The organism is Rhodococcus sp. IEGM 1351, assembly GCF_030056875.1.
Taxonomy (GTDB): domain Bacteria; phylum Actinomycetota; class Actinomycetes; order Mycobacteriales; family Mycobacteriaceae; genus Rhodococcus_F; species Rhodococcus_F opacus.
On the sequence record NZ_JASHKU010000021.1, the window covers coordinates 91308 to 117847 of the forward strand.

Sequence of the window (26540 nt, forward strand, 5' to 3'; positions counted from 1 at the left end):
CGGTGGTTGTGGTGGTCGTTCAGGTGTTCGTGTACGCGCGGTAGCGGTCGGTCCGCGTCGAGAGGTCGCCGCCGAGGCGGTACCGCGCGCCCCGGTGGTCGGCGGGAAGCCGGTCGCCCTTGTCGAACAGCTTGTGGCGCAGGGTCCCGTCGGTGTAGCCCGTCGGGTAGGCACCCCGGGCCTGCAGCGCCGGCACGACGTGGGTGACGACGTCCTCGAACGATCCCGGCGTGATCGCGTACGCCAGGTTGAACCCGTCGACGTCGGTGTCGGCCACCCACTCCTGCAACTGCGTTGCGACGGTCTCGCCGGAGCCGACGAACCGCGGCCCGAGACCGCCGATGCTCGCCCACTCCGCGATATCGCGCACCGTCCACTCGCGACCGTCGTCCGCGGCCTCCTGGAATGCGGCGACGGCCGACTGGATGGCGTTGCTCTCGACGTTTCCGATCGGGTCGTCGAGGTCGTACCGCGACAGGTCGATCCCCATCCAGCCGGACGTGAAGACCAGTGCGCCCTCGAGGTCCGCGTATCGCCGGTACTCCTCCTGCTTCGCGGCCGCGGCCTCGTCGGTGCTGCCCGTGATGACGGTGGACAGCGCGTAGATCCGCGCCGAATAGGGGTCGCGGCCGGCGTCGACGAGGGCCTGGCGGATCCGTGCGACGGTGTCCTTCAGCACCCGCTTCGACGGCGGCCCCACGAAGATCGCCTCGGCGTTCTCGGCGGCGAACCGGACACCGCGCGGCGACGCCCCCGCCTGGTAGATCACCGGCGACCGCTGCGGCGACGGTTCCGACAGGTGGATGCCCGGGACCGTGAAATGCGTTCCGCGGTGGCCGATGTGGTGCACCTTCTCCGGATCGACGTACACGCCGCGCTCGGTGTCGCGGACGACGGCGTCGTCCTCCCACGAACCTTCCCACAGCTTGTAGAGCACCTCGAGGTACTCGTCGGCGTGGTCGTACCGGGTGTCGTGGTCGAGTTGGTCGGCGTCACCGAAGTTCCGGGCCGCGGACGGCAGGTACCCCGTCACGACGTTCCACCCGATCCGTCCCCCGGTGAGGTGGTCGAGGGTGGAGAGTCGGCGCGCGAACGGATACGGGTGCTCGAATCCCGTCCCCGTGGTGATGCCGAACCCGAGGTGTTCGGTGACCGCTGCCATGGCCGAGACGAGCAGCAACGGGTCCGCGACCGGGATCTGGGCGCCCTGCCGCAGCGCGGCCTCGTCGGTTCCGCCGTAGACGTCGTAGGTGCCGAGCACGTCGGCGATGAACAGTCCGTCGAACAGCCCGCGTTCGAGGAGCCGGGCGAGGTCGGTCCAGTAGCCGAGGTCGGTGTAGCGGTGCGACTGGTCGTCCGGGTGCCGCCACAGCCCCGGCGACTGGTGGGCGACGCAATTCATGTCGAAGGCGTTGAAGCGGATCTGCCGGGTCATGCCGGCGCGTCCGCGTCGCGCACGCTCTGCCGCTGCCCGGCGCTCCAGGCGTACGGCAGCGGATCACCGTTCAGAACGTACGCCCCCACCGACTGCTGCTTGTAGATCAGAGGGTTGTGGGCCGAAATCGTGCGTGCGTTGCGCCAGTGCCGGTCGAGGCCGAGCTCCGACGAGGTGATCGACGCGCCCCCCACCTCGAACACCTGCGCGGTCGCGTCGAGGACGAGGCCGATCACCACGGACTGTGCGCGGGCCGCGGCGGCCTCGGCACGGTCCAGAAGTTCAGGGTCCTCACCACCGGCGTCGAGCAGGCGGTCGAGTTCGTCGGCGACGGCGAGCACGGTCGCGCGGGCGCCGTATGCGGCGGCGGACAGCTTGCCGATCACCTGCTGCACGAGCGGGTCGTGCCGGGGCAGGTCGGCGGCGGCGTGGGTGAACGTGCGGGTACGGGCACGAACCCATTCCGCCGTGTCCGTTTCCGCACGGCGGGCGATCCCGGCGAGGACGGCCAATTGCACGAGTTGCAGGTAGGACGTCGCATAGGTGCGGCCGGGCGCGCCGTATCCGGGCCCGAGGATCCGGTCCTCGGGCACCACGACACCCGAGAACGTGGTCGTGCCGCTTGCAGTGAGCCGCTGTCCGAAACCGTCCCAGTCGTCGGTCTGGGCTACGCCCGGAGCGTCGGCGTCCACCAGCACCGACACCCGCTCGCCGTCGCGGTCGGCCGCGACGAGGATGTGATCGGCGTAGAGACTGCCCGTGCTGTAGTACTTCACGCCGTCCAGAACCCAGGTGCCGTCGTCGCCGCGGCGCAGCGTCGTCTGGTACCGGTCGGCGGCTCCCACCCCGGGTTCGGTGATGGCGTTGCCGATCAGTGTCCCCTCCGCCGCCGCGCGCAGCCACCGCTCGCGGTTGACCGTCGGGGCGGCGAGACGCTGGTCCTCGACGAAGCTCCAGTGCACCCGAAGCGCCTGGGGCAGATTGGATTCCGCGGCGGCCAGATCGATCAGCAGACCGAACAGCTGTCGGACCGACGCGCCGAACCCACCGAACTCGACCGGGACGCGCAGGGCACCGAACCGGGCGTCGCGAAGCAGACCCACCTCGTCGAAAGGCAGCCGGCGATCCCGTTCCCGGCCCAGCGCGCCCTCGGCGATCCGGTCGAAGATCGGATGGAACCGATCTTCCAGTTCGCGGTCGGTCACGGCCTCGATCGTTGAACTGCTCACGTGCCCTGCTCCTCGGTGCGTCGACGATGTCGACACCACCATGGGCGAAGCAAGCGCGTGGGGGCACTACTTACGATCGCACAGAGTCGAACGCGCCTGGGGCCGCTACACGTAGACGAGGATGGGGTCATAGGCCGTCCCGCCGCGGCACGGCTCGCCCGCAGCTACGCTAGCTTCCCGACCCGACGTCGATCGGCACACGAGGCGCCGAACGGTGATCACGTGTCGATGTTCTTTCGTCGACTCCACCCACGCGATCGCAGATCATTCCCGGAGGCGAACAACACGGCGCTGAACGAAGAAGTTTCCCAGCTGACAATCCTCGTTCCCCTAGCGTCGTCCGGATGACGGCAGACGGAAAGGAAGCCGTTGCGCGCCCTCAGGTGATCGAACGAAGATGGAACGGTGATCATCGAACGCAGCTCCGTCGTCGGCGCACCGATCGGGCAGGTGTGGGCGAGGGTCGTCGACCCGGAGGGGATCAACGACGAAATGCGTCCGTGGATGACGATGAGCATCCCGCGGGGCCGGGAGTCGATCACCATCGACTCGGTCCCGATCGGCGAACCGCTCGGGCGAGCGTGGCTGCGGCTGTTCGGGCTCGTCCCGTTCGACTACGACGATCTGACCATCGCCGAACTCGAACCGTGTCGGCGGTTCCACGAGAAGTCGACAATGCTCAGCATGCGCCGGTGGGAGCACGAACGGACGCTGCGGCCCTTCGACGACGGGAGCACCGGCGTCCACGACCGGATCACGTTCGAGCCGAGGCTGCCGCTGGTGCCGCTGACGCCGCTGCTCGCCCGCGTCCTGGGCGCGTTCTTCGCGCACCGGCATCACCGTCTGGTGCGGCACTTCGGCTGACGGCCTCGCCCAATGTCACACCGGTGCAGTCGGACTGAACCAATGCGACATTGGGCGACACGAAAGATCAGTGCGCCGTGTACCCACCGTCGACGACGAGTTCAGTGCCGGTGGTGAAGCCGGACTCGTCCGAGGCGAGGTAGAGCACCCCGTACGCGATCTCGTCGGGTTCCCCCTGCCGCGGGAGGGGGTTGCCCGAGACGAGCTGGCGGTAGTACTCCTCTGGGCCGATCGCGCTGCCCACGGCCGACCGCTGACTCATCGCCGTCCGCATGGACCCGGGGTGGATCGAGTTGACGCGAATTCCGTGCGGCCCGTAGGTGACGGCGTCCGCCTTGCTGAGCAGTCGCACAGCACCTTTCGACGCGTGGTACAGCGGGACGTTGGAGCCTCCCGTCAACCCGTGGATCGACGAGAAGTTCACGATGCTGCCCTTCTTCCGACCGATCATGTGGGGCACGACGTACTTGGTGGTCAACCAGACACCCTTGACGTTGACGTCGAAGATCTGGTCGAACTCGGCGACCGACGCCTCGTGCGACGGCGCGGGCCTGCCGATGATGCCGGCGCAGTTGACCAGGACGTCGGGAACACCCACGGTATCCACCACTGCAGCAACGGCCTCGGCGACTCTGGCCTCGTCGGTGACGTCGACCGCGAACGACGTGATCGTCGCCGAATCCCACGGCGCATCCGGCACTTTGAGGTCGAGGGCCGCAACAAACGCCCCCTCTCGTGCGAGCATCCGCGCGGTCGCGCCACCCAGATCACCGTTCGCCCCCGTGACGACGGCGACCTTCCCTGCCACTCGACCCGTCATGACCGACCTCCCACTGCTGCGACGGCCCACGGGCCGATCATCGGAATCCACTCGGTGATGTCGTATGACGCGACGAATCCGTGCGTGCGGAACGGGTCGCCCTCGACGACGTCGACGACGACCTGCTTGCCCGCGGCCTCGTAGATCATCGCCGCGCCGGAGTCTTCTCCTGCCGCGAACGGTCCGGACCCGAGGATCAGCCCGCGATCGGCGGCAGCCTGCAGGTGGCTCTTGTGTTCGGGACGGTGCTCGTCCCGGCCGGCCGTGTCGCCGGTGTATACGTAGCGGACGAGGAAGAACGGCACGTCAGACCTCTTCCAGGACGGTCGGCTCGACGGATTCGGTGCGCAGCGACGCGAGGATCTCGGCGTCCCTGCCGATCGTGTATCCGAAGACGAGGGCGGGCCCGATGTTGGCGCCGTAACCGGGGTAGCCGCCACCGAAGATGCTGACGGCCGCGGAGCCGGCGGCGAACAGGCCGGGGATCGGCTGGTTGTCGTCGTCGAGGACCTGGCTGTGCCGGTCGACGGCCAGGCCGGAATAGGCTCCGAGGTCACCCATCTCGATCTTCGCGGCGTAGTACGGTCCCTTGTCGAGCGGCTCGAGGTTCGGGTTGGGCTGGTGTTCCATGTCGCCCTTGAAGTGGTGGAACCAGTTGGATCCGCGATCGAACTTCGGGTCCTCTCCCTTCGCGGCTCCCGTGTTGAACTCGGTCAGGGTTTTCTTCAGCCCGGCGATGTCGACACCGATCTCGCGGGCGAGTTCCTCGACCGTGTCGGCCTTGTGGAGGAAACCGGTCTTCTTGAAATAGCCCTGCGGGATCGGCCAGGGCTTCGCGTAGCCGATGCCGTACTTCTTCATGGCTTTCGCGTCGGCGATGATGTAGCCGAACGTCTCGTCCTGGCCGGCGTTCTCCTGAATCATCGCCATGCCGAAGTCGTGGTAGGAGCTCGACTCGTTGGCAAAACGTTCGCCCTTGCGGTTCACGGCGATCAGCCCGGGGAGCCCGAATGCCCGCAGGTGCGGGAAGATCCGCTGTTGCCCGCGCAAGCCTGTGAACACCGTCACGGGAGCCCACGCGGCGGGCTCGTGGACGTCGGTGTCGACGTGCCCGCCGAGCGGCGCGGCCAGGCGCACGTTGTCGCCGTCGTGTCCGACCGTGGGAGTGAAGTGGTTGTCGCCGTGCGGGTCATGACCCCAGTACTCGGCTCGCAGCGCCGGATCCGAGGAGTAACCGCCGGCCGCGATGACGACGCCGAGTCGCGCCTCCACGGTTCCCGCGTGCACTCCCCCGAGTACCGCACCGGTGACGACGCCGTTCTCCGACTGCAGAATCTTCGTCACGGGCGTCTCGGTCCACATCCGGATGCCGAGCTTCGCGGCGGACGATACCATCCGCACCATCAGCGAATTGCCGTTGGTCCGGTCGAACGATCGGCGGCAGAGCACCGTCTCGACCCACGTCTCGAGGAGCTTCTTCGACACGTAGGCAAACGATTTCCACGACTGATTGGCGTGGAGGAACTGGGCGATGTCGGGTCCGACCTCGGGCATGTAACCGAAGACGGTGTAGGTGTCGAGGTAGGGGCGCAACCGCAACCGATTCTCACCGAGGGTGCGCGCGTCGACCACCTTGCCCGAGATCGCGCGTCCCGACGGCTTCGCGCCCGGCGCGTCCATCTGGTAGTCGGGAGCCATTTCCGGATAGACGAATTCGACGTCGGTGTCACGCTCGAGCCAGTCGATGGCCTCGGGCACCTCGTCGAGGAACGTGTCGACCATCTCGGCCTTGTAGCAGTCCTTGGCGAGTGCGCGGATGTAGGTTTCGATCTCCCGACGGGTGTCACCCTGCGCGACGCCCTGCTTGTTGCCCGGCACCCATGCCCAGCCGCCCGAGATCGCGGTGGTGCCGCCGAGCCACTGCGACTTCTCTGCGACGATGACGCTGTGCCCTTCGCTCGCCGCCTTGAGTGCTGCGGCCATGCCTGCGGCCCCGGATCCGATGACCAACAGGTCGCATTTAACAGTTTTCGAGCTCATGCTTGGACCTTCCCTGGAGAGTCGGCACTCGATCAGGCATCGGCGAAAGCGCTGGTGTGCAGTGACTTTCGGATCGCGATGCGTGATCGGTGGCGGTGTGTTCGTGACAACCACTCTGACCGACCCGAGACCCGAGTCACAGTGCGACTCCAATGGATGGAAAGGGTTTCTGTCAGTGCCGCGATCCGCGCGTCATCGCCCGGGTGATGCCGCGCGACGCCGTCGTCAGCGCCGCGACCACCGACTGCGGGTTGGCCTGATCGTGCGGTATGACGACGGACAGGGCGGCGATCACCCTCCCGCCGTCGGTGTCCCGCACGGGCACAGCGACTCCCGTCGCTCCGGGTGTGATGAGACCTGCAGCCACCGCGAAGTGCTGGTGCCGGACCTCGGCGAGGAGACGTCGCATCTGCTCGGGATCGGTGACCGTGGCGTCGGTGTAGCGTTCGAGCGGCTGCGACAGCAGTTCGTCCTGCACGTCGCGGGAGGCGTTCGCCATCAGAACCAGACCGGACGAGCAGGCATGCACCGGCAGACGCCCGGCGATCTTGGTGACGTTGACGACGGACCCGCGCGTGGAGAGCCGTTCGACGAACAGCACCTCGTTGCCGTCGAGGATGCCCAGCTGGGTGTGTTGCTTGATCGCCGCGTTCACGTCTTCCATGAACGGCATCGCGGCTTCGCGCAGGCTCAGGGTATGCGAGCCGCGGGACCCCAGTTCCCACATCCGCACGCCGATGCTGATGCGGGTGTCATTGCGTTCGAGGAGTCGGTACTTCACGAGTTCCCCCACGATGCGGTGCGCCGTCGCTACGGGGAGGTCGGACCGACGCGCGATGTCGGACACCGACAGGGACGGTGTGTCCGCGTCGAAGGAGGACAAGACCCTCACGACGCGGGCAGTGACCGATTCGCCTGTCGGTGTCCGTGACATCGCCCTATTGTCCTCCGGCTACTCCTGCGGGGTCGACGGACGCCCGAGTTCGGCCAGCGGCACCCGGTACGTCTCGCGGGCGGTGAAGGCGGCGACGGACGAGACCAGCATGCAGAGGGCAGTGAACACCGCGACGGGGACCCACGCGTTCACCCCGGTGCCCAGTAGTGCCCAGCCGATCGCCGGGGCGAAGCCGGCGATGAGGAAGCCGATCTGCGTACCGACCGCGAAACCGGAGTAGCGCACGGGCGCCGCGAACATCTCGGTGAAGAAGCTGGGCCACAGGCCGTTCACCATCGAGTAGAACAGCGTCATCGTGAGCAGTGCGGCGACGAAGATCAGCGGAATGGAGCCGACCGAGATGGCCCAGAAGTACCCGAAGATCGTCACGGCGCACCCGAGGGCACCGGTGATCCAGACGGGGCGGCGTCCGACGCGGTCCGACAGCTTGGCGAGCAGCGGGATCGCGACGATGGAGCCCGCGATCGACACCGACGACGCCCACAGCATCGTGGTGCGGTCGATGCCGACGTCGGGTCCGGTGGCGTAGGCGAGCCCGAAGACCGTGAACACCGTCTGCCCGACCGCGAACAGCGAGCACAGCGCGATCCGCAGCACGTCCCGCCACTGGGTGGTCACGACGGTGACGACGGGCAGCTTCTGTACTTCCGCGTGCTCACGCGACTCCTCGAACACCGGAGTCTCGTCGAGCTTGGTGCGCACGAAGTAGGCGACCACGAGCATCACGGCGCTGCACCAGAACGGGATTCGCCAACCCCAGCTGTCGAGTTGGTCTTTCGGCAGCGCGGCGACGGGGATGAACACGAGGGTCGCGAGGACCATCCCCGCGGCATATCCCGTCATGGTGAAGCTGGTGAAGAACGCCCGCCGCCCCTCCGGTGAGTGCTCGAGCGTGAGAGTGCTGGCTCCGGCGGCCTCACCGCCCGCGGAGAATCCCTGCGCGAGGCGGCACAGCACGAGGAGAATCGGGGCGGCGATGCCGATCTGCTCGTACGTGGGCAGGAACCCGATCGCCAAACTGGACAGACCCATGATGAGCAGCGTCAGCAGCAGAATCTTCTTGCGGCCCAGCTTGTCTCCGAAGTGACCCAGCACGATTCCGCCGACAGGCCGGGCCACGTAGCCGACTCCAAACGTCGCGAGCGCGGCGACCGTGCCGATCGCGTCGTTGCCGGCCGGGAAGAACGTGTGCCCGAAGACGAGGGCGGCGGCGGATCCGTAGATGAAGAAGTCGTAGTACTCGAGCGCACTTCCGAGGAACGACGCGAGCGCCGCCTTCTTCGGCGTCTTCGCGACCTCGGTGGGTGTCGCGGTCGTCGGGCTGTCGTGCGTGACGGCGGATACGTTCATCGACTCTCCTGCGATCGGGCCTGGCGTGGTGTGACACAACGTGCCAATCAGGCCTACGCGTGCGCAACGTCACATCCATCCATTGGAAAGCCGGCCTCGCGCCCCGGACACGGCTACCGCTACGGATGCGCCGGGGACAACTCCCAGCCGGTGCTCAAGTCGCGGGCGAGGTCGGGCATCCGCCGCAGCACCCGCTGGCTCTCGACGAAGTCGCGGAACGGGATGGCGAGCAGAGCCCGCAACTCTCCCGGACGGCCCTCGGCGAGCCGCTGGTAGGACGAGGCGATGTCACTGACGATGTACTGCCAGCGCGGTTCGCGATCGGCCCAGTTGAAGCCGGGCAGGGGCGTGTGGAGACGGTAGGCCGAGCCGTTGACATCGCCGTTGACCGACATCGGCGCGACCTTTCCCGGTGCGCGTGAGCCGGGAACGGAGGGTTGCGCCGCGAGGGTGGTGGCGTACGTGAGCGCGCGGCCGACGCCGTCGCGGGCTGCCGCGGTGACGTCCCACTGATCGGCGATGATCTGATTCTGCTCGCGCGACGCCATCCGGAACAGCGCGTCCGCGTACCCGGCCTGAGTGCCGGAGAAGATGCCGTTCCAGGCGATCTCGGCGTTCTCGTCGAGCAGTCCGGCGGCGGCCATCTCCTCGACAGCAGCCCTGCCTTCGGTCACATACGCCTCGTGCATGGGCACCATGTCGAAGTAGATGTGCTTCTGCATCATCAGCAGGCGCTTCTGGTACCAGTCCAGGTCGTCGGCGGTCATCGCCGGCCCGATGGTCGCGAGTGTTCTCGGGTCCGCGGGCAGGAGCGTCATCGCCTCGCCGGGCAACCCGCGGACCGTGGACGCGACAGCGTTGCCGAGGGTGTGGACGGCATCGACTCCGAGCACGGTCCGGCCGAGGTCGAGGTCCCAGAAGCCGGCGGCGAACGAACCTCCCGCCAGCCCGGCCATCCCGGACCAGTAGAGCTCGGTGCGTTGGCGTTGGTACCGGCCGTAGTTCTCGTAGACCCGGTCGACCACCGCAGCGTTGGCGATCAGCCCCGCGTTCGGATCCCACGCGGCCAGGTCGATGCCGGACGCCTCCGATCCACGAGCGAGCCAATACTGTTGCAGAAGAGCGGAATACCGCGTCGGAGCGACACCGTCGGAGCGGGCGGCCGTCAGCGCGGCGCCGAGGACAGCGGACTCGGTGGGCAGCCGGGGGTCGAGTCCGCCGATCGACTCCGCTGCCGCGTTCGCCGGCGTGATATCGATCAGGCCCTCGTAGCCGGCGGCGTGCGCGACGATCGGCGTCGGTACCGCGAGCGCGACCATCCCGAGCAGCGCGACGAGCACCGCGCGGATCGTCGTGTTGTGGACCGATGGCGATTGGCAGTGCACAGCACCGGGCATGTCAGGTATTTAACAACATATATGTGATGGCGTCAGAGGTTTGCCCGGATTGCCTCCGGCGCATGCAATCCCAGGTCAGCGCATGTGAGTGGCAAAGCGTGCGCCCGGACGCCGCGCCACTCACGTGGTCTGGGGACCGAGCTGCCCCAGGACGGCCGAGAGAATGGTGTGCGCGCTGCCGATGACGGACTCGATCGGCTGCGGGTTCTCCGACAGCACCCATTGCTGGGCGATCATCAGCACGGCTCCCACCAGGCCGGTTGCGAGGGTGCGCAGGTGGAAGTCGGGAAATGCCGTTCGGTCGACGGCAGGGCCGATGACGACGAGAACGGCGTCCACGAACGACACGGTGACGCGGCGGTAGGCGTGATCGACCTCGGGCCCGACGCCGAGGACCTCCTGGAATGCGATCCGCGGGATCCGCGGGTCGTCGGCAACGGATCGGAAGAATGCGGTCAGCGCGCCGCGAACCCGCGCGTCGAGATCGGTGCCGCCCTCCCCCGCACCGCGCAGGACGCTGCCCCGCAGGCGGTCGGTCACGCTCGCGTACGCGGCCAGGAGCAGGTCCTCGCTGTCGTCGAAGGACTCGTAGAAGTAGCGCTTGGTGAGCCCGGCGGTCTCGCAGATCTTGCCGACCGTCGCGGACCGGTATCCGCTGGTCCCGAACACTTCGACGGCCGCGTCCACGAGGCGCACGCGGCGCTCTTCCTGACGCTGACGCGGACCCGCACCGCGGTAGGTGCGGCCCGTTTCGTCGAGCTTGGGCGAACTCACGCCCCCATATTGACACCGCACAGTTCCAGATACAAACTGACACCGAACGGTGCCAGATCACACGCCAGGAGATCCCATGCCCACGCTCAGGAACAAAGTCGCACTCGTCACCGGAGCCGCGCGTGGCATCGGCGCGGAAACGTCCCGCGCCCTCGCCCGCAAGGGCGTCAAACTGGTTCTGATCGATCTGGACGCCGAGCCGCTGAAGGCCCTCGCCGCCGAACTCGGCGACGACGTCGCGTTCGCCGCGGCCGCCGACGTCTGCGATCTGGCCGCCGTGCAGAAGGCGGTCGACGCCGGTGTCGCGAAGTTCGGCGGCATCGACCTCGTGCTCGCGAATGCCGGTATCGCCAGCTACGGGTCGGTCATGCACGTCGACCCGGCCACGTTCAAGCGGGTCATCGACATCAACATCCTCGGCGTCTTCCACACCGTCCGAGCTGCGCTTCCGTCCGTGATCGACCGCAAGGGCTACATCCTGGTGGTGTCGTCGCTCGCCGCGTTCGCGCCCGCACCCGGGCTGGCCGCGTACAACACGAGCAAGGCCGGCATCGAGCATTTCGCCAACACCCTTCGTCTCGAAGTCGCGCACCACGGCGTCACCGTGGGCTCGGCCCACATGTCGTGGATCGACACACCGCTCGTTCAGGATGCGAAAGCCGACCTCACCGCGTTCAACCAACTTCTCGCCGTACTGCCGGGACCACTGGGCAAGACGACGTCGGTGGACTCGTGCGTCGACGCGTTCGTGGACGGCCTGGCCGGGCGGAAGCGCCGGGTCTACGTGCCGCGGTGGGTCGAGCTCGTCGGCTGGCTGAAGGCGGTGGTGACGTCGCCGATCGGGGATCGCAGCCTGCTGCCCCACGTCCCCCGCATCCTTCCGCTGATGGACGAGGAGGTCGCGAAGCTCGGCCGGTCCACCAGCGCACGTAATGTCGCTCTCGACGACGTCGCCGTAGACCCGAAGTAACCGCCAGTCCCCGCCAGCGAGAGAGTGTTCATGTCACCCACCGATACCGCCGCCGAGACCACCGGCGCGAAGGCGCCCGTCGAACACGTCGACGTGCTGATCATCGGGGCCGGACTGTCCGGGATCGGTGCCGCATACCACCTGCAGGACAACTTTCCCCGACGGACCTACGCGATCCTGGAGAGCCGCGAATCGATCGGCGGCACCTGGGACCTGTTCCGCTACCCCGGTATTCGCTCCGACTCCGACATGTACACCCTCGGCTACCGGTTCAAGCCGTGGTCGGGTGAGAAGTCCATCGCCGACGGGTCGTCGATCCTCGAGTACGTCCGCACGACCGCCGCCGAGCACGGGATCGACCGGAACATCCGGTTCCAGCACAAGGTCGTTCGTGCCGAGTGGTCGACCCCGGACGCCCAGTGGACGGTCGACGCCGAGCGCACCGATACCGGCGAGACGGTCCGGTTCACCGCCAACTTCCTGATGTCCTGCAGCGGCTACTACCGCTACGACGAGGGCTACACCCCCGAGTTCCCGGGCCTCGACCGGTTCGCCGGGCAGGTCGTGCACCCGCAGAAGTGGCCCGAGGACCTCGACTACGCGGGTAAGCGGGTGGTCATCATCGGCAGTGGGGCCACCGCCGTGACGCTGGCGCCGTCGATGGCCGCCGAGGCCGCGCACGTGACCATGTTGCAGCGCTCGCCCACCTACATCATCTCGATGCCGGCCAAGGACAAGCTGGCGAACCGGCTCCGCCGGCACCTGCCCGCCAAACTCGCCTACGGCCTCACCCGCCTGAAGAACGCGTCGGTCGCAACGGCGATCTACCAACTGTGCCAGCGCTATCCGGACTTCATGAAGGGGCGCATCCGGCAGATGCAGGAGAAGTGGCTGCCGAAGGGCTACGACATCGACACCCACTTCACGCCCCGGTACAACCCGTGGGATCAGCGACTGTGCCTCGTGCCCAACGGGGATCTGTTCCGGTCCATCCGGAACGACGAGGTGTCGATCGTGACCGACCACATCGACACCTTCACCGAAACCGGTATCACGCTGAAGTCGGGTGAGGAATTGCACGCCGATGTCGTCGTCACCGCGACCGGTTTGAACCTGCTTGCGTTCGGCGGAACGACGCTCGCCGTCGACGGCCGCGACATCGACCTCGCCGACACCATGGCGTACAAGGGAATGATGCTCAGCGGGGTGCCCAACTTCGCGTTCGTCATCGGGTACACCAACGCGTCCTGGACGCTCAAGGCCGACCTGGTGTGCGAGTACGTCTGCCGTCTGCTCGCGCACATGGACGCGAACGGGTTCGCCCAGTGTGCCCCGGCGCGTGACAGTTCGGTCGAGGAGGAGCCGTTCCTCGACTTCGCCGCCGGCTACGTCCTGCGGTCGGTGGAGTCGTTCCCGAAGCAGGGGTCCGAAGCGCCGTGGCGGCTGCGGATGAACTACTTCCGCGACCTTCTGACATTGAGGCACGGCAAGGTCGTGGACGACGCGATGGCGTTCCGCCCGTGAGTACTTATTAACCGCGGGAGGTTAACAAGTACTCACGGGCCCGGAGGGCACTCGGTCTCACGTAGGGCCCTGCCCTCCTGCACGTACTGCTCGTACTTCTCGGCGTTCTTGTCGGAGACCCGCGTGTCGCGAGGCGGCAATTGCAGTTCGTCCTCGGCCGGAATGCCGGCCTGCAATTCGCGTCCGCGTTCGAGTTCGGCATCCAGTTCGGCGCCGAAGAGCAATGCCAGATTGGTGATCCAGAGCCACAGCAGGAACACGATCACGCCGGCCAGGGAGCCGTACGTCTTGTTGTAGCTGCCGAAGTTGGCGACGTACAGACCGAACAGGACCGACGCCAGGATCCACGTCACGATGGCGAGGAACGCGCCGGCGCTGACCCAGCGGAACTTCGGTTGCTTCACGTTGGGCGTGACGTAATAGAGGATGGCCACGGCGACCACGACGACGCCGAGGACGAACGGCCAGCGGGCGATGTTCCAGACGGTCAGGGCGGTGTCACCGAATCCGATCGCGTCACCCACCGAGCGTGCGACGGGGCCGCTCAGCGCGAGCATTGCCGCAGCGGCGGCCACCAGGACCAGACCGACGATGGTGACGGCCAGCATCAGCGGCCGGAGCTTCCACACGGGACGCCCCTCCTCGACTTCGTACATGCGGTTCATGGCGCGTCCGAACGCCCCGATGTAGCCGGACGCCGACCACACCGCACCCAGCAGGCCGAGGACCAGTGCCATGCCCGCGGTCGGAGTCTCGACCAACTGCGCGATGGGGTCACGCAACGTGTCCACGGCGGAGGACGGCCCGAGGTCGTCGACCATCTGCAGGACCGCATCGGTGGTGCGCTGCCCCTGACCGAACACTCCCAGCAACGAGACCAGCGCCAGCAGCGCAGGGAAGAGCGAGAGGACCGCGTAATACGTCAGTGCGGCGGCCAGGTCGGTGCACTGATCGCGCGTGAATTCGTGCGCCGTCTTCCTGATGACGTACCACCAGGAAGGTTTCGTCAGGTCCGCAGGCGAATCCGGCTTCCGCGGATCGTCGGGGTCCGGTTCGGCGTGCTGATCGTCGTTCATCGGTGACGCCTACCCGGAACCCGGCTCGCGGAAACTGTGGCCTTTCCTTCGGCTCTACTCGCGATCGGTGCCTGCGGTGAAGTTCGCGACGACCTCCGCCGCGATGTCCCGAAGTTTGACGTTGCGATTCTGCGAATAGGACGCGAGCCTGTCGAAGGCGGTGTCGGCGTCGCACTGGAACGCGGCCATGGTCAGCCCGACAGCTTGGCTGAGGGTGGTGCGGGTATCCAGTGCCGTGCGCAGATGTGTCGACTCGAGCTCACTGTCCGTGATCAGAGTTTCACGAAGCCAGGACATTTCGAGATGAACACGTACCCGCGCGACGAGCTCGCTCGGCTGGAAGGGCTTGACGATGTAGTCGTCGGCTCCCTGGTTCAGCCCGTCGACGGTCGACTCCGTTCCCGCGCGGGCGGTGAGCAGAATGACCGGCAGCCGCGCCGTCGATTGCTCCGACCGCAGCTCGCGAAGGAAGTCAATGCCGTCGCGACCGGGAAGCATGACGTCGCTGAGCACGAGATTCGGTGTGCGGGCGGCGACATGCTTCAGCGCGGACTCCACGTCGGCGACGGCGTCGACGTCCCATCCCTGCTCCTGCAGCAATCGGGTGAGGTACGCCCGCAGGTCCGGGTGATCTTCGACGAGCAGGATGCGGTGGCCGTCCGCTTCGCGTTCGTTCGAACCGTCGACCTCGACGGACGGTTCCCGCTGTTCGACATCGCCGAAGGACGTTACCGCGCCGATGGGCCGGTCGTCTGCCCGCGGGGTCGCGCCGTCCGGTGCCGGGATCCGCGGTACGCGGACGGTGAAGGTGCTGCCCCGGCCCGGGGCGCTGTCGAGGTCGACGGAACCGCCGAGCGCCGCGGCGAGATCGGACACCAGGGAAAGCCCGATGCCGACGCCCCCACCGCTGCCCGACCCGCCGGCCTCGACGCGATGGAACCTGTCGAATACGCGTTCCCGTTCTTCGGCGGGAATCCCCACACCCGTGTCGGTCACGCTCAGCACCAACTGGCCGGCGTCCTGGCGGAGCGCTACGGACACGGAGCCGGACCGGGTGTACTTGACCGCGTTCGACACGAGATTCAGCACGATCTTCACCCACATCTCGCGGTCCAATTCGACCAGGCCGGAGGCTTCGTCGAGATCGGTTCGGAGCGCGAGTCCCGCCTGCGCGGCGGCGGAATCGAACATGCTCACGCAGTCGGCCGTCAATTGGCCGATATCGGTCGGCTCCGTGTGTGGCAGAAGCTGGCCGGCTTCCGCCTTGGACAGATCGAGAAGGCCGTCGACGAGCTGCTGCAGCCGGACCGCCGCACGATAAGCGGCCGCGATCGCTTCGCGCCGATCTGCGGGAGACTCGTCCTCGGACTGCTCGCGCACAGTCTCGAGGGGTCCGAGCAACAGGGTCAGCGGGGTACGGAACTCGTGACTGACGTTCTGGAAGAACCGCGTCTTCGCAGCGTCGAGTTCCGCCAGTGCAGCGGCGCGGTCCCGCTCGAACTCGTAGGCCAGGGCGTCCGTGACCAGGGTCGACACCTTCGCCGTGACCAGCTCGACGAAGCCCCGATACGCGTCGTCGAAGGCGCGATACGGACTGATCCCGAGCACCAGCACACCTACCGGCTCCGCGTGACCCGTCACGATCAACGGGCACAGCCTCACCTCCGTCACCGCCTTCGACCCGGCAGGCTCGAACGCCACGCCCGACGCCCGGACACGGTGGCGGGTGACGTCGGTCGCCGGGATCCGGGCGGGCCTGAACTCGCCGTCGTCGTCCACCCCGGCGGCACCGACGAGCACGAGGTCCTCGGGCTCGTCGTCACCCGTGCCGCCGACGACCTCGCGGCGAAGATGGATCGCGGCCAGCGGAACGTCCTGTCCGTTGTCGCCGAGTACCCGCACGACCGCACGACAGGCATCGACGAGCGGATCGTCGCCGCCTGCGGTGGAGACCGTGCCCAGTTGCCGCAGAGTCTCGAGTCGGCGCTCGCCGAGCACGGTCGCGGTCACATCGGTCGTCGCCACGAAGATCCCGGCGACGTTCCCGTCCTCGTCCTGCACCGGACTGTAGGAGAACGTCCAGTACGTCTCCTCGAGGTACCCGTGCCGCAGCAGGTACAGCGGCTGATTCTCCGTGTAGGTCGCTGCGCCGCCCGACATCACCTGCTCGGCGAGCGGTCCGACCTCGTCCCAGATCTCCGCCCAGCACTGCGCCCCGGGTTCACCGATCGCCGCGGGGTACTTGGCACCGAGGACCCGGGTGTACGCGTCGTTGAAGATCTGCACGAGCTCAGGCCCCCACCAGAGCAGCATCGGGACCTCGGAGGGCAGCACGGTCCGTACTGCCGCCCGCAGTTCGACAGACCAGGTCTCGACCGGGCCCAGCGGCGTGGCCGCCCAATCGGTGCGGCGTAGCCGCTCCCGTGTCTCGCCCGGCCCGGCGAACAATCGATCCGCCGACCAGGAGTTACCGAAACCCGAGCCAGTCACATCCATGGACCTTTCGCCCACTGCCGGTCGCCCGGTCCCCATCCAGTTGTCATCACTGAAATGATCACCCAGCACCGCATCCCACCGCCACTTCTGTATTCCGACATTCGGAAGTGAAGTTGGAAACGAGTGACCTCTCCGCCACGGTAGGTGAGTCGTGAGCCATATCACAGCCCACCTCCGAGGAAGAGCAGGTTCCGAGCATGCAATTCGACCTACGCGAACGCATCGACAGCAGCCCGATGACGCGCTACCAATGGGGCGCCATCGCCATCTGCGGTCTACTCAACGTGCTCGACGGCTTCGACGTCCTCGTCATGGCGTTCACCGCACAGTCGGTGTCGCAGGAGTGGGATCTGTCCGGCTCCGTCGTCGGCCTGTTGCTCAGCGCCGGACTGTTCGGCATGGCCGCGGGATCGCTGTTCCTTGCACCGTGGGCTGACACCATCGGCCGCCGCGCCATGATCCTGCTGTGCCTGGCACTCGCGTCGACGGGCATGCTGCTGTCGGCGGTCAGCCAGAACGCGATGCAACTCGGCCTGCTCCGCGCCCTCACCGGCGTCGGCATCGGCGGAATCCTCGCCAGCAGCAACGTCATCGCCAGTGAGTACGCGTCGAACCGCTGGCGCGGGCTCGCGGTGAGTCTCAATTCCACCGGTTACGCCGTCGGCGCCACCCTCGGCGGAATCATCGCCGTCGTCCTGCAGAACTCACTCGGCTGGCGTTCGGTGTTCCTGTTCGGTGGACTGTGCACGGCGGCGATCATCCCCGTCGTCTACGCCCGGCTCCCCGAATCGATCGACTTCCTGCTCGTCCGGCGACCGGCCAACGCCCTCGACCGGATCAACGCCTTCGCCCAGCGGGTCGGTCAGCCGCGACTCGACGAGCTGCCCGCACCGCGTGCCGCCGCCACCGCCGACGCCGGATTCGCGATGCGCGTCCTGCTGTCCCCGCAGCGCCGCCGCAGCACACTCCTGGTGTGGTTCGCGTTCTTCATGGCGATGTTCGGCTTCTACTTCGTCACCAGCTGGACCCCGAAACTGCTGGTCGAGGCGGGCATGTCCGCGAACCAGGGCGTCACCGGCGGAGTGCTCCTCAACCTCGGCGGCATCTTCGGCGCCACCCTGCTCGGGGCGCTGTCCGCACGTTTCGCCTTGAAGCGTGTGCTCATCGCCTACATGGCGACCGCAGGCGTACTGCTCGTCGTTTTCGTGCCCGCCACCGCGTCCATCGTCATCGCGTTCGGGCTCGGCGCCCTGATCGGCGTCTTCGCCAACGGCTGCATCGCCGGGCTGTACGCGATCACGCCGTCGGTCTACTCGCCGGCCGTTCGGGCCACCGGCGTCGGCTGGGGCATCGGCATCGGCCGCGTCGGCGCCATCGCGTCCCCGATCGTCGCGGGCGCCCTCCTCGACCGCGACTGGTCGCCCACCCAGCTGTACATCCTCGTCGCCGCGTCCTTCGTCCTCGCCGGACTCGCCGTGTCGAGACTGCGATTCGAGAAGACCGGCGTGGACACCGGCGACGCCACCGCGGACGCACCGCTGCCTACCCACTGAGGCGGCTCCGCCACCCGTGTGCCTTTCTGGTTGCCGGAACAACCAGAAAGGCGCACGGGCCCGGAGGGCCTCGAGCCCGACCTTCGACAGGATCGCCGTCATCGCCGTCTGGACGCCGGTGGACAAGGTGGGCTCCGCGACGGGGGCGAAGAACGGTGAGTGGTTCACCGGCACAGGCTTTCCGCTCTCGAGCGGTCTCCGCGGTGTGGCCACCGAACATCCAGAACACCGACGACACGCCGATCACCTCGGCGAGCAGACCGAAGTCCTCCGAACCCATCATCGGGGACGACGGCGTGACGTTGTTCTCGCCCAGCACCTTCTGGAGTTCGGCGACGAGTTCTGCGGTGGCATCGGGATCGTTGTAGTTGCGCGGGAACGTGTACAGCTCCTCGATCAGCGGCTTCGGCGCCCCGGATGCGGCGGCCTCGGCGTAGATGATGCGGCGCAGCGCGGCGTTGACCTGCTCGCGCACCTCGGGGTCGAGGGTGCGCACGTTGATCGTGAACTCGGCCCGGTCCGCGATGATGTTTTCCTTCAACCCCGCGTGGAACGTGGCGACCGTGACCACCGCCGGCTTCAGGGGGTGCACTTCGCGGGACACGATGGCCTGGATGCGGTTGATCATGTTGACGCCCTGGATGATCGGGTCGATCGAATCCTGGGGCTGGGAGCCGTGCGACCCCTGGCCGTAGACGGTGACCTTCAGCGAATCGGCCATGGCCATCGCGTCGCCACTCGTGACGTGCACGGTGCCGGCCAGCATCGGCCCGACGTGCTGCCCGAAGATGATCTCCGGCTTGGGTGCCCGGTCCCACAGACCGTCCTCGACCATCGCCTTCGCCCCGGCCGCCGTTTCCTCGCCCGGCTGGAAGAGGAACACGATCGTTCCGGCCCACGCCTCCCGCGCACCGGCGAGCAGTTCGGCGACGGTGAGGAGGGTGGCGACGTGCGTGTCGTGGCCGCAGCGGCAGCGCGACCACCGTGGCCCGGGGCTGCTTCATCGACACGAGGCGGAAATCGCCAGTGCGCGTTCGCATACCGAAAACCCCATGTGAGTGGCAAAGCGTGCGCCAGCACACTTTGCCACTCACATGGGGGTCAGCCGTGGACGTGGAGTGGTTTGCCGGCCACTGCCATCAGCGCCTCACCGAGCGCCTCGCCCTGGGTGGGGTGGGCGTGCACGAACTTCGCCGCCTGCGCGGCGTCGACCTCGAAGTTGTAGAGCAGCTGCGCCTCACCGATCAGCTCACCGACTCGGTCGCCGACCATGTGCACGCCGACCACGACCCCGGTCGGCGCCACCACGAGTTTGACCGCCCCCGACGTCTTCAGGATCTGGCTCTTGCCGTTGCCGGCGAGGTCGTAGGTGACGGTCTCGACGTTCTCGCCGAACTTCTCCCGGGCCGCGGTCTCGGTCAACCCGACGGACGCGACCTCGGGGTGGGAGTAGGTGACACGAGGGATGCCGGTCTCGTCGATGACGTCCGGACGGAGCCCGGCGATTTCCTCGGTCACGAAGATGCCCTGTTGGAACCCGCGGTGGGCCAGCTGGAGCCCGGGGACGATGTCGCCGACCGCGAAGACGTTCGGCACCGTGGTGCGCAGTCGATCACTGGTCACCACGAAGCCCTTGTCGAGCATCACTCCGGTCTCCTCGTACCCCATGGACGCGGTGTTGGGTCCGCGCCCCACCGCGACCAGCAGGACGTCGGCGTCGAGTATGTCGCCGGAGCCGAGGGTGACGGACACTGCATCCTCGTTCTGCGTCACCTCCGTCACCCGCACACCTGTCTTCGCGGTGATCTTGCGGCGACGGAATGCCCGCTCGAGGTACTTGGAGATCGTCTCGTCCTCGTTCGGCACCAGCCGAGGCATCGCCTCGACGATCGTCACCGACGCACCGAACGACGCCCAGACACTGGCGAATTCGACGCCGATGACGCCACCGCCGAGAATGATCGCCTTCTTCGGAACCGACGGCAACACGAGAGCCTGGTCGCTGGTGACGACCCGGCCACCGATGCCGATGCCGGGCAGCGTTTTCGGCGACGACCCCGTTGCCAGGACGACGGCGCCGCCCGTGATCAACTCGTCGTCGACCTCCACTCCGTTGGGTCCGACCAACCGTCCGCGGCCGTTGACGACGGTGATGCCGTACGAGTCGACGAGGCCCTGCAGTCCCTTGTGCAGTCGGGTGACGATCGTGTTCTGGTAGCTCAGCACCTTCTCTAGGTCGACACCGTCGAACGTGACGTCGATACCGAACTGCGAGGCGGTGCGGGCACTGTCCGCGACCTCGGCGGAGTGCAGCAGCGCCTTCGTCGGGATGCACCCCTGATGCAGACACGTGCCGCCGAGTTCGTTCTCCTCGACGAGGATCACCGAACGGCCCAGTTCGGCCGAGCGGATGGCGGCCGCGTAGCCGCCGGAACCGCCGCCGAGGATGACGACATCTGCAGATCGGTGGGACATGGGAACTCCTTGCTGGAACGGAAGAGGATGGGGTTCAGTGAACTGCGGTCGCGGCGACGGCCTCCGCGTGGAGGCGGCCGGCCCGATAGGAGGAGCGCACGAGCGGACCCGACAGGACGCCGAGGAAGCCGATCTCGCGGGCGATCCCGTCGAGCATGACGAACTCGTCCGGCGTCGCCCAACGTGCCACCGGATGGTGCCGGGCCGACGGCCGCAGATACTGCGTGATGGTGATCAACTGGCAGCCGGCGGTGTGCAGGTCCCGGAGGGCATGGATCACCTCGTCGGTGGTCTCCCCCATCCCGAGGATCAGGTTCGACTTGGTGATCAGGCCGTCCTCCCGAGCCCGCGTGATCACCTCGAGGGACCGCTCGTACGTGAAGGCAGGGCGGATACGACGGAAGATCCGGGGAACGGTCTCCACATTGTGTGCGAGTACTTCCGGGCGGGTGTCGAACACCTCGCGTAGTTGCGCGGCGTCGGCATTGAAATCGGGGATCAGCAGTTCGACGCCGGTGCCCGGGCACAGTTCGTGAATCTGCCGGACCGTCTCGGCGTACAGCCAGGCGCCGCCGTCCGGCAGATCGTCACGGGCCACGCCGGTGACGGTGGCGTACCGCAGGCCCATGGTCTGCACCGACTCCGCGACCCTCCTGGGTTCGTCCCGATCGAGTGCGGCGGGGCGGCCTGTGTCGATCTGGCAGAAGTCGCACCGCCGGGTGCACTGGCTTCCGCCGATGAGGAACGTCGCCTCACGGTCCTCCCAGCATTCGAAGATGTTGGGACATCCCGCTTCTTGACACACGGTGTGCAGGTTCTCACGGTCGACGAGGGCGGCGAGGTCCCGGTATTCGGGGCCCGTCCGCATCTGCACCTTCATCCACGACGGTTTGCGTTCGACCGGGGTCTGAGCGTTGCGGACTTCGAGGCGGAGCAGTCGGCGGCCATCCGCAGCGACGTGGGGTGACTCAGGCGCAGTCATGTGAGGAACTCCTAGTACCGGTCGAAACCGGTCGGTATGCGACGTCCGTGCCGGGCGGTGGACAGCGCGGCACCGGGGAAGGGTGAGCGGGGAGAGCGAGCACACATCGACAACCGTTGCGGCTGCGGGCATCTGGGCTCTCATCTCTCGGCGTGTGCGGTCACGTCCGAGCGAAGATGCATCGAGGATGCCAAATGACGAGGACTTTTGGCAAGACCGTCGGTCCGAGGAGACAAACCCGCGGCGTCTGTGTACTGTTTGGCCAATCACAACTGAAGACGCCGTTGACGCGCAGCGGGAGAACCTCCGTTTCGGAGGCGCCGTAGGAGCAACTTCCTCCCCGGGAATCTCTCAGGCCCCAGTACCGCAGCGCAGAGGCAACTCTGGAGAAAGAATCGGCCGTATGGCCGGAACTTACCGAAGGTGAAGAGCACGCCGCAGTTGCGGTGCGCCCAAACTCTCAGGTTTCAGGACAGAGCGGGGAGGTGCCCCCTTGTCGAAGTCCGGTGCGGTCCGGACTCAACGAAACCGGAGTCACCTCGTGCCAGCAGAACCCCGCACCGCCGCCCCCGGCGTGCCCCTCACCAGCGACTTTCCGTTCCGCCACATCGGTCCTGACGCCTCCTCGTCGCGGCGGATGCTCGACGCCCTCGGTTACGACGCCCTCGCGAACCTGATCGACAGCGCGGTGCCGGACCAGATCCGCAGCTCACAGCCCTTGAATCTGCCCGCGGCAAAGTCCGAGCAGCAGGTGCTCGCCGACCTGCGGGCACTGTCGGAGCGCAACGAGACCCGCGTCCAAATGATCGGTCTCGGATACTCCGACACCATCACGCCCGCGGTGTTGCGACGGAACATGCTCGAGTCCCCCGCCTGGTACACCGCCTACACCCCGTACCAGCCGGAGATCTCCCAGGGCCGGCTGGAGGCGCTGCTGACGTTCCAGACCGTCATCGAGGATCTCACCGCCCTTCCCCTGGCCGGCGCGTCGCTGCTGGACGAGGCCACCGCCGTGATGGAGGCGGTGCTGCTGATGCGGCGCGCGAACAAGTCGAAGTCCGCCACCAACCGCGTCGTCCTCGACGCGGACTGCCTGCCGCAGACACTGGCCGTCGTCCGGGGACGAGCGAAGGCGGTGGGCATCGAGGTGGTGGTCGCGGCACTGTCCGGGGAACTGCCGGACGGTGACATGTTCGGGGTGGTCTTCCAGGCGCCCGGTGCGAGCGGCGCGGTGCGCGACCTCGCTCCGATGATCGCCGCGGCGAAGGCGCGCGGCGCGCTGACCACGGTCGCGGCGGACCTGCTGTCGCTGACGATCCTGACGCCGCCCGGCGAGCAGGGTGCCGACATCGCGGTCGGGTCGGCGCAGCGATTCGGTGTGCCGCTGTTCTTCGGCGGACCGCACGCCGGCTACATGGCCGTGCGCGGCGGACTCGAGCGCATGCTGCCCGGCCGCCTCGTCGGAGTGTCCGTCGACGTCGACGGGAAGACGGCCTACCGGCTGGCACTGCAGACCCGCGAACAGCACATCCGGCGTGACAAGGCGACCAGCAACATCTGCACGGCGCAGGCGCTGCTCGCCAACGTCGCCGCGATGTACGCCGCCTACCACGGGCCGGAAGGGTTGCGCGCCATCGCGAACCGGGTGCGCGCCCACGCGACGACCATCGCCGGAAGCCTGCGCGCGGCCGGTCACACGATCGTGCACGACAGCTTCTTCGACACGGTTCTCGTGCGGGTGCCGGCGGGCGCCGGGGCGATCGTGGAGTCGGCCGATCGGGACGGCATCAACCTCCGTCTCGTCGACGCCGATCACGTCGCGATCGCCTGTGACGAGTGCACCACCGACGACATCGTCCGGCGGGTGGTCGCCGTGTTCGGTGCGCAGCCGACGACCGTCGCGGTGCGCGAACTGCCGTCGGCACTCGCCAGGACGTCGAACTACCTGCAGCACACCGTGTTCCACGATCACCGCTCGGAAACCGCGATGCTCCGCTTCCTGCGCGCGCTGTCCGACAAGGACCTCGCTCTCGACCGCACCATGATCCCGCTCGGATCGTGCACGATGAAACTCAACTCCGCTGTCGAGATGGAACCCATCGGCTGGCCCGGGTTCGCGTCCATCCACCCGTACGCCCCGGTCGCGCAGACGGCCGGCTACCTCGAGCTCGTCGCCGACCTGGAGCGCTGGCTCGGCGAGATCACCGGCTACGACCGGGTGTCGTTGCAGCCCAACGCCGGATCCCAGGGCGAGCTGGCCGGGCTGCTCGCGATCCACGGCTATCACGAATCCCGCGGCGACTTCGGACGCAACGTCTGCCTCATCCCCCAGTCCGCGCATGGCACGAACGCCGCATCCGCGGTTCTCGCGGGCATGAAGGTCGTCGTCGTCGCGACCGCGGAGAACGGCAACATCGACTTGGGCGACCTGCGCGCGAAGATCGCGGCGCACGAGGGCGCGGTGGCCGCGATCATGTTGACCTACCCGTCCACGCACGGCGTGTACGAGAACGACGTGCGGACGGTCTGCGATCTGGTGCACGAGGCCGGCGGCCAGGTGTACGTCGACGGCGCCAACCTCAACGCTCTCGTCGGTCTCGCGCAGCCCGGCAAGTTCGGCGGCGACGTCTCACACCTGAACCTGCACAAGACGTTCTGCATCCCGCACGGCGGCGGCGGTCCCGGTGTGGGACCCGTCGCGGTGCGCGAGCATCTGGCGCCGTTCCTGCCCGGTAATCCGCTGGGCGGCGACGACCTCGGCACCCCGGTGTCGGCCGCCAATTACGGATCGGCCGGCATCCTGCCCATCACCTGGGCGTACATCGCACTCATGGGACCCGACGGGCTGACGAGCGCCACCGAAACCGCGGTGCTCGCAGCCAATTACGTCGCCAGGTCACTGGATCAGCACTTCCCCGTCCTGTACACGGGACCGTCCGGTCTGGTGGCACACGAGTGCATCCTCGACCTCCGGCCGGTCACCAAGGCGACCGGCGTCACCGCAGAGGATGTCGCAAAGCGATTGATCGACTACGGCTTCCACGCGCCCACCCTGTCGTTCCCCGTCAACGGCACGCTGATGGTGGAACCGACCGAGTCCGAGGATCTGGCCGAACTCGACCGCTTCATCGAGGCGATGATCTCGATCCGCCGGGAGATCGACCTGGTCGGTGACGGTGTGTGGCCGCTCGAGCGCAGCCCGCTGCGTCAGGCCCCGCACACCGCCGAACAGGTGACTGCGGACGAATGGGACCTGCCCTACCCGCGTCACCTGGCCGCCTACCCCGTCGCGTCGCTTCGCGCCGCCAAGTACTGGCCCCCGGTGCGTCGCATCGACGGCGTCCACGGCGACCGCAACCTCGTCTGCTCGTGCCCCGCGCCCGAGGCCTTCGAGAACCCCACCGACATCGACGCTTCGGCCATCGCCGAGACCCCCGAGGAGGCCTTCGCATGACCCTCACCACGACGCCCGCGTCCCCGCTGCTCGGCGAGCACGGCGCGCTGGGAGCCCATTTCACCGACTTCGCGGGCTGGCAGATGCCGCTGAAGTACGACAGCGAACTCGCCGAACACCACGCCGTCCGCAAGACCGCCGGACTGTTCGACCTCTCGCACATGGGCGAGATCGCGGTCACCGGGCCCGAGTCCGGAGCTGTCTTGGATTACGCTCTGGCCGGCGAACTCTCGAAGATCGGCGTCGGCCGGGCCAAGTACTCCCTCCTGTGCAACGCGGACGGCGGGGTCATCGACGATCTGGTCGTCTACCGTCTCGCCAACGAGCATTTCCTCGTGGTCGCCAACGCGGCCAACGCGCCGACGGTGTACCGCGAACTCGCGGCGCGCGTCGAGGGCTTCTCCGCCAAGGTCGACGACCAATCCTCGGAGACCGCCCTGATCGCGGTGCAGGGACCGGCCGCCCAGGACGTCGTGCAGTCCCTCGTTCCCGCCGAGCAGGTCGAGACGGTGGCGGAGTTGAAGTACTACGCCGTCACGCGCGCGGTGGTCGCCGGCATCGACGTCCTCCTCGCCCGCACCGGGTACACCGGGGAGGACGGCTTCGAGCTCTACGTGCCGAACGAGCTGTCCGTGCCGTTGTGGCGCGCACTGCTCGACGCCACCACGGCCCGCGGCGGCGTCCCCGCCGGCCTCGCGTGCCGCGACACCCTCCGCCTCGAGGCCGGAATGGCGCTGTACGGCCACGAACTGACCCTCGGCACGAATCCGTACGAGGCCGGGCTCGGCAAGGTGGTCCGGCTGAACAAGGACTTCGTCGGCCGCGATGCCCTGCAGACGTTGTCGGAGCAGGCCCCGCAGCGGGTGCTCGTCGGCCTCGCCGGAAGCGGCCGCCGGGCCGCGCGTGCCGAGTACACCGTGTTGGACGCGGCCGGCGAGTCGGCGGTCGGCATCATCACGTCCGGGGCGTTGTCTCCGACGCTCGGGCATCCGATCGCGCTCGCGTTCGTGGACGTCGCGTTCCGCGAACCCGGCACCGAACTCACCGTGGACATCCGCGGCAAGAAGGAGCCGTTCGTGGTCACGCCGTCGCCGTTCTACCGCCGCTCCTGAGCCGTTCCCACCCACTTCAGCCCCGAAAGGGTCA

At 67.6% G+C, this 26540-nt stretch carries 20 protein-coding genes and 1 riboswitch; of the genes, 6 read left to right on the forward strand and 14 right to left on the reverse strand.

The genetic code is table 11. The annotated features are described in order from the left end of the window. Positions 1–19 precede the first annotated feature (19 nt). Together QM806_RS30230 and QM806_RS30235 are read right to left on the reverse strand one after the other, a co-directional pair. The gene (locus tag QM806_RS30230; RefSeq protein ID WP_005563103.1) at positions 20–1435 is read right to left on the reverse strand and encodes an LLM class flavin-dependent oxidoreductase; all 1416 of its coding nucleotides are present in this window, start codon (positions 1433–1435) and stop codon (positions 20–22) included. After that, positions 1432–2664: an acyl-CoA dehydrogenase family protein gene (locus QM806_RS30235; protein ID WP_005563104.1), complete on the reverse strand. Its 1233-nt coding sequence runs from the start codon at positions 2662–2664 to the stop codon at positions 1432–1434. The genes QM806_RS30230 and QM806_RS30235 overlap by 4 nt, the downstream gene beginning before the upstream one ends. A 405-nt stretch (positions 2665–3069) precedes the next feature. Between QM806_RS30235 and QM806_RS30240 the strand changes: the two genes are divergently transcribed. Next, a complete protein-coding gene (locus QM806_RS30240; protein WP_283293835.1) occupies positions 3070–3528 on the forward strand; it encodes an Rv1443c family protein in 459 nt (152 codons plus the stop codon). A gap of 67 nt (positions 3529–3595) precedes the next feature. Here the strand turns inward: QM806_RS30240 and QM806_RS30245 are convergent, their stop codons facing one another. The 7 genes from QM806_RS30245 to QM806_RS30275 all read right to left on the reverse strand — a co-directional run bounded on the left by QM806_RS30245 (position 3596) and on the right by QM806_RS30275 (position 10864). Continuing rightward, positions 3596–4348: an SDR family NAD(P)-dependent oxidoreductase gene (locus QM806_RS30245; RefSeq protein WP_133985344.1), complete on the reverse strand. Its 753-nt coding sequence runs from the start codon at positions 4346–4348 to the stop codon at positions 3596–3598. Next, a complete protein-coding gene (locus QM806_RS30250; protein ID WP_133985346.1) occupies positions 4345–4653 on the reverse strand; it encodes a YciI family protein in 309 nt (102 codons plus the stop codon). Before QM806_RS30250 ends, QM806_RS30245 begins: the two co-directional genes overlap by 4 nt. A 1-nt stretch (position 4654) precedes the next feature. Next, complete coding sequence (gene chcC2, locus QM806_RS30255) at positions 4655–6388, reverse strand: 4-oxocyclohex-2-ene-1-carboxylate 5-dehydrogenase (RefSeq protein WP_054246240.1); 1734 nt, start codon at positions 6386–6388, stop codon at positions 4655–4657. A gap of 172 nt (positions 6389–6560) precedes the next feature. Next, the gene (locus QM806_RS30260; protein WP_005575358.1) at positions 6561–7322 is read right to left on the reverse strand and encodes an IclR family transcriptional regulator; all 762 of its coding nucleotides are present in this window, start codon (positions 7320–7322) and stop codon (positions 6561–6563) included. Positions 7323–7340: 18 nt separating this feature from the next. Next, positions 7341–8693 carry an MFS transporter gene (locus tag QM806_RS30265; protein WP_065492364.1) on the reverse strand — a complete coding sequence of 451 codons (1353 nt, stop codon included), beginning with the start codon at positions 8691–8693 and terminating at the stop codon, positions 7341–7343. Between the two features lie 119 nt (positions 8694–8812). Further along, complete coding sequence (locus tag QM806_RS30270; protein WP_283293841.1) at positions 8813–10090, reverse strand: hypothetical protein; 1278 nt, start codon at positions 10088–10090, stop codon at positions 8813–8815. A gap of 120 nt (positions 10091–10210) precedes the next feature. Next, positions 10211–10864 (reverse strand): TetR/AcrR family transcriptional regulator, encoded by a 654-nt coding sequence (locus QM806_RS30275; protein ID WP_054246243.1) that lies wholly within the window; start codon positions 10862–10864, stop codon positions 10211–10213. Between the two features lie 76 nt (positions 10865–10940). Between QM806_RS30275 and QM806_RS30280 the strand changes: the two genes are divergently transcribed. Together QM806_RS30280 and QM806_RS30285 are read left to right on the forward strand one after the other, a co-directional pair. Further along, positions 10941–11834, forward strand: a complete 894-nt coding sequence (locus tag QM806_RS30280) for an SDR family oxidoreductase (RefSeq protein WP_283293842.1) — start codon at positions 10941–10943, stop codon at positions 11832–11834. A gap of 30 nt (positions 11835–11864) precedes the next feature. Beyond that, entirely contained in the window at positions 11865–13358 is a 1494-nt protein-coding gene (locus tag QM806_RS30285) for a flavin-containing monooxygenase (protein ID WP_054246245.1), read from the forward strand. Between the two features lie 32 nt (positions 13359–13390). On the opposite strand, the gene QM806_RS30290 is transcribed toward QM806_RS30285, so the two are convergent. Together QM806_RS30290 and QM806_RS30295 are read right to left on the reverse strand one after the other, a co-directional pair. After that, on the reverse strand, positions 13391–14434 hold the full coding sequence (locus tag QM806_RS30290; protein WP_283293844.1) for a YihY/virulence factor BrkB family protein: 1044 nt from the start codon (positions 14432–14434) through the stop codon (positions 13391–13393). Between the two features lie 54 nt (positions 14435–14488). Next, a complete protein-coding gene (locus QM806_RS30295; RefSeq protein WP_283293845.1) occupies positions 14489–16930 on the reverse strand; it encodes a response regulator in 2442 nt (813 codons plus the stop codon). Positions 16931–17127: 197 nt separating this feature from the next. On the opposite strand from QM806_RS30295, the gene QM806_RS30300 reads away from it, so the two are divergent. After that, a complete protein-coding gene (locus QM806_RS30300) occupies positions 17128–18483 on the forward strand; it encodes an MFS transporter (RefSeq protein ID WP_283293847.1) in 1356 nt (451 codons plus the stop codon). On the opposite strand, the gene QM806_RS30305 is transcribed toward QM806_RS30300, so the two are convergent. From QM806_RS30305 to lipA, 3 genes are all read right to left on the reverse strand, one after another. Beyond that, positions 18473–19405, reverse strand: a complete 933-nt coding sequence (locus tag QM806_RS30305) for an amidohydrolase (RefSeq protein WP_283293864.1) — start codon at positions 19403–19405, stop codon at positions 18473–18475. The genes QM806_RS30300 and QM806_RS30305 overlap by 11 nt on opposite strands. A 179-nt stretch (positions 19406–19584) precedes the next feature. Next, a complete protein-coding gene (gene lpdA, locus QM806_RS30310; RefSeq protein WP_283293848.1) occupies positions 19585–20958 on the reverse strand; it encodes a dihydrolipoyl dehydrogenase in 1374 nt (457 codons plus the stop codon). A 34-nt stretch (positions 20959–20992) separates the two neighbouring features. Next, on the reverse strand, positions 20993–21940 hold the full coding sequence (gene lipA / locus QM806_RS30315; protein ID WP_167115407.1) for a lipoyl synthase: 948 nt from the start codon (positions 21938–21940) through the stop codon (positions 20993–20995). Between the two features lie 285 nt (positions 21941–22225). Further along, positions 22226–22317, forward strand: a riboswitch (glycine riboswitch). Positions 22318–22577: 260 nt separating this feature from the next. On the opposite strand from lipA, the gene gcvP reads away from it, so the two are divergent. Together gcvP and gcvT are read left to right on the forward strand one after the other, a co-directional pair. Beyond that, on the forward strand, positions 22578–25394 hold the full coding sequence (gene gcvP / locus QM806_RS30320; RefSeq protein WP_502943918.1) for an aminomethyl-transferring glycine dehydrogenase: 2817 nt from the start codon (positions 22578–22580) through the stop codon (positions 25392–25394). Next, on the forward strand, positions 25391–26506 hold the full coding sequence (gene gcvT / locus QM806_RS30325) for a glycine cleavage system aminomethyltransferase GcvT (protein ID WP_065492373.1): 1116 nt from the start codon (positions 25391–25393) through the stop codon (positions 26504–26506). Before gcvP ends, gcvT begins: the two co-directional genes overlap by 4 nt. Positions 26507–26540 lie beyond the last annotated feature (34 nt).

What these genes read in the sequence shown, in the direction of transcription:
- QM806_RS30230 (WP_005563103.1), bottom strand. Translation starts at nt 1,435, where the DNA reads ATGACCCGGCAGATCCGCTTCAACGCCTTCGACATGAATTGCGTCGCC.
- QM806_RS30245 (WP_133985344.1), bottom strand. Translation starts at nt 4,348, where the DNA reads ATGACGGGTCGAGTGGCAGGGAAGGTCGCCGTCGTCACGGGGGCGAAC.
- chcC2 (WP_054246240.1), bottom strand. Translation starts at nt 6,388, where the DNA reads ATGAGCTCGAAAACTGTTAAATGCGACCTGTTGGTCATCGGATCCGGG.
- QM806_RS30260 (WP_005575358.1), bottom strand. Translation starts at nt 7,322, where the DNA reads ATGTCACGGACACCGACAGGCGAATCGGTCACTGCCCGCGTCGTGAGG.
- QM806_RS30265 (WP_065492364.1), bottom strand. Translation starts at nt 8,693, where the DNA reads ATGAACGTATCCGCCGTCACGCACGACAGCCCGACGACCGCGACACCC.
- QM806_RS30270 (WP_283293841.1), bottom strand. Translation starts at nt 10,090, where the DNA reads ATGCCCGGTGCTGTGCACTGCCAATCGCCATCGGTCCACAACACGACG.
- QM806_RS30280 (WP_283293842.1), top strand. Translation starts at nt 10,941, where the DNA reads ATGCCCACGCTCAGGAACAAAGTCGCACTCGTCACCGGAGCCGCGCGT.
- QM806_RS30285 (WP_054246245.1), top strand. Translation starts at nt 11,865, where the DNA reads ATGTCACCCACCGATACCGCCGCCGAGACCACCGGCGCGAAGGCGCCC.
- QM806_RS30290 (WP_283293844.1), bottom strand. Translation starts at nt 14,434, where the DNA reads ATGAACGACGATCAGCACGCCGAACCGGACCCCGACGATCCGCGGAAG.
- QM806_RS30295 (WP_283293845.1), bottom strand. Translation starts at nt 16,930, where the DNA reads ATGGATGTGACTGGCTCGGGTTTCGGTAACTCCTGGTCGGCGGATCGA.
- QM806_RS30300 (WP_283293847.1), top strand. Translation starts at nt 17,128, where the DNA reads ATGCAATTCGACCTACGCGAACGCATCGACAGCAGCCCGATGACGCGC.
- lpdA (WP_283293848.1), bottom strand. Translation starts at nt 20,958, where the DNA reads ATGTCCCACCGATCTGCAGATGTCGTCATCCTCGGCGGCGGTTCCGGC.
- lipA (WP_167115407.1), bottom strand. Translation starts at nt 21,940, where the DNA reads ATGACTGCGCCTGAGTCACCCCACGTCGCTGCGGATGGCCGCCGACTG.
- gcvP (WP_502943918.1), top strand. Translation starts at nt 22,578, where the DNA reads ATGCTCGACGCCCTCGGTTACGACGCCCTCGCGAACCTGATCGACAGC.
- gcvT (WP_065492373.1), top strand. Translation starts at nt 25,391, where the DNA reads ATGACCCTCACCACGACGCCCGCGTCCCCGCTGCTCGGCGAGCACGGC.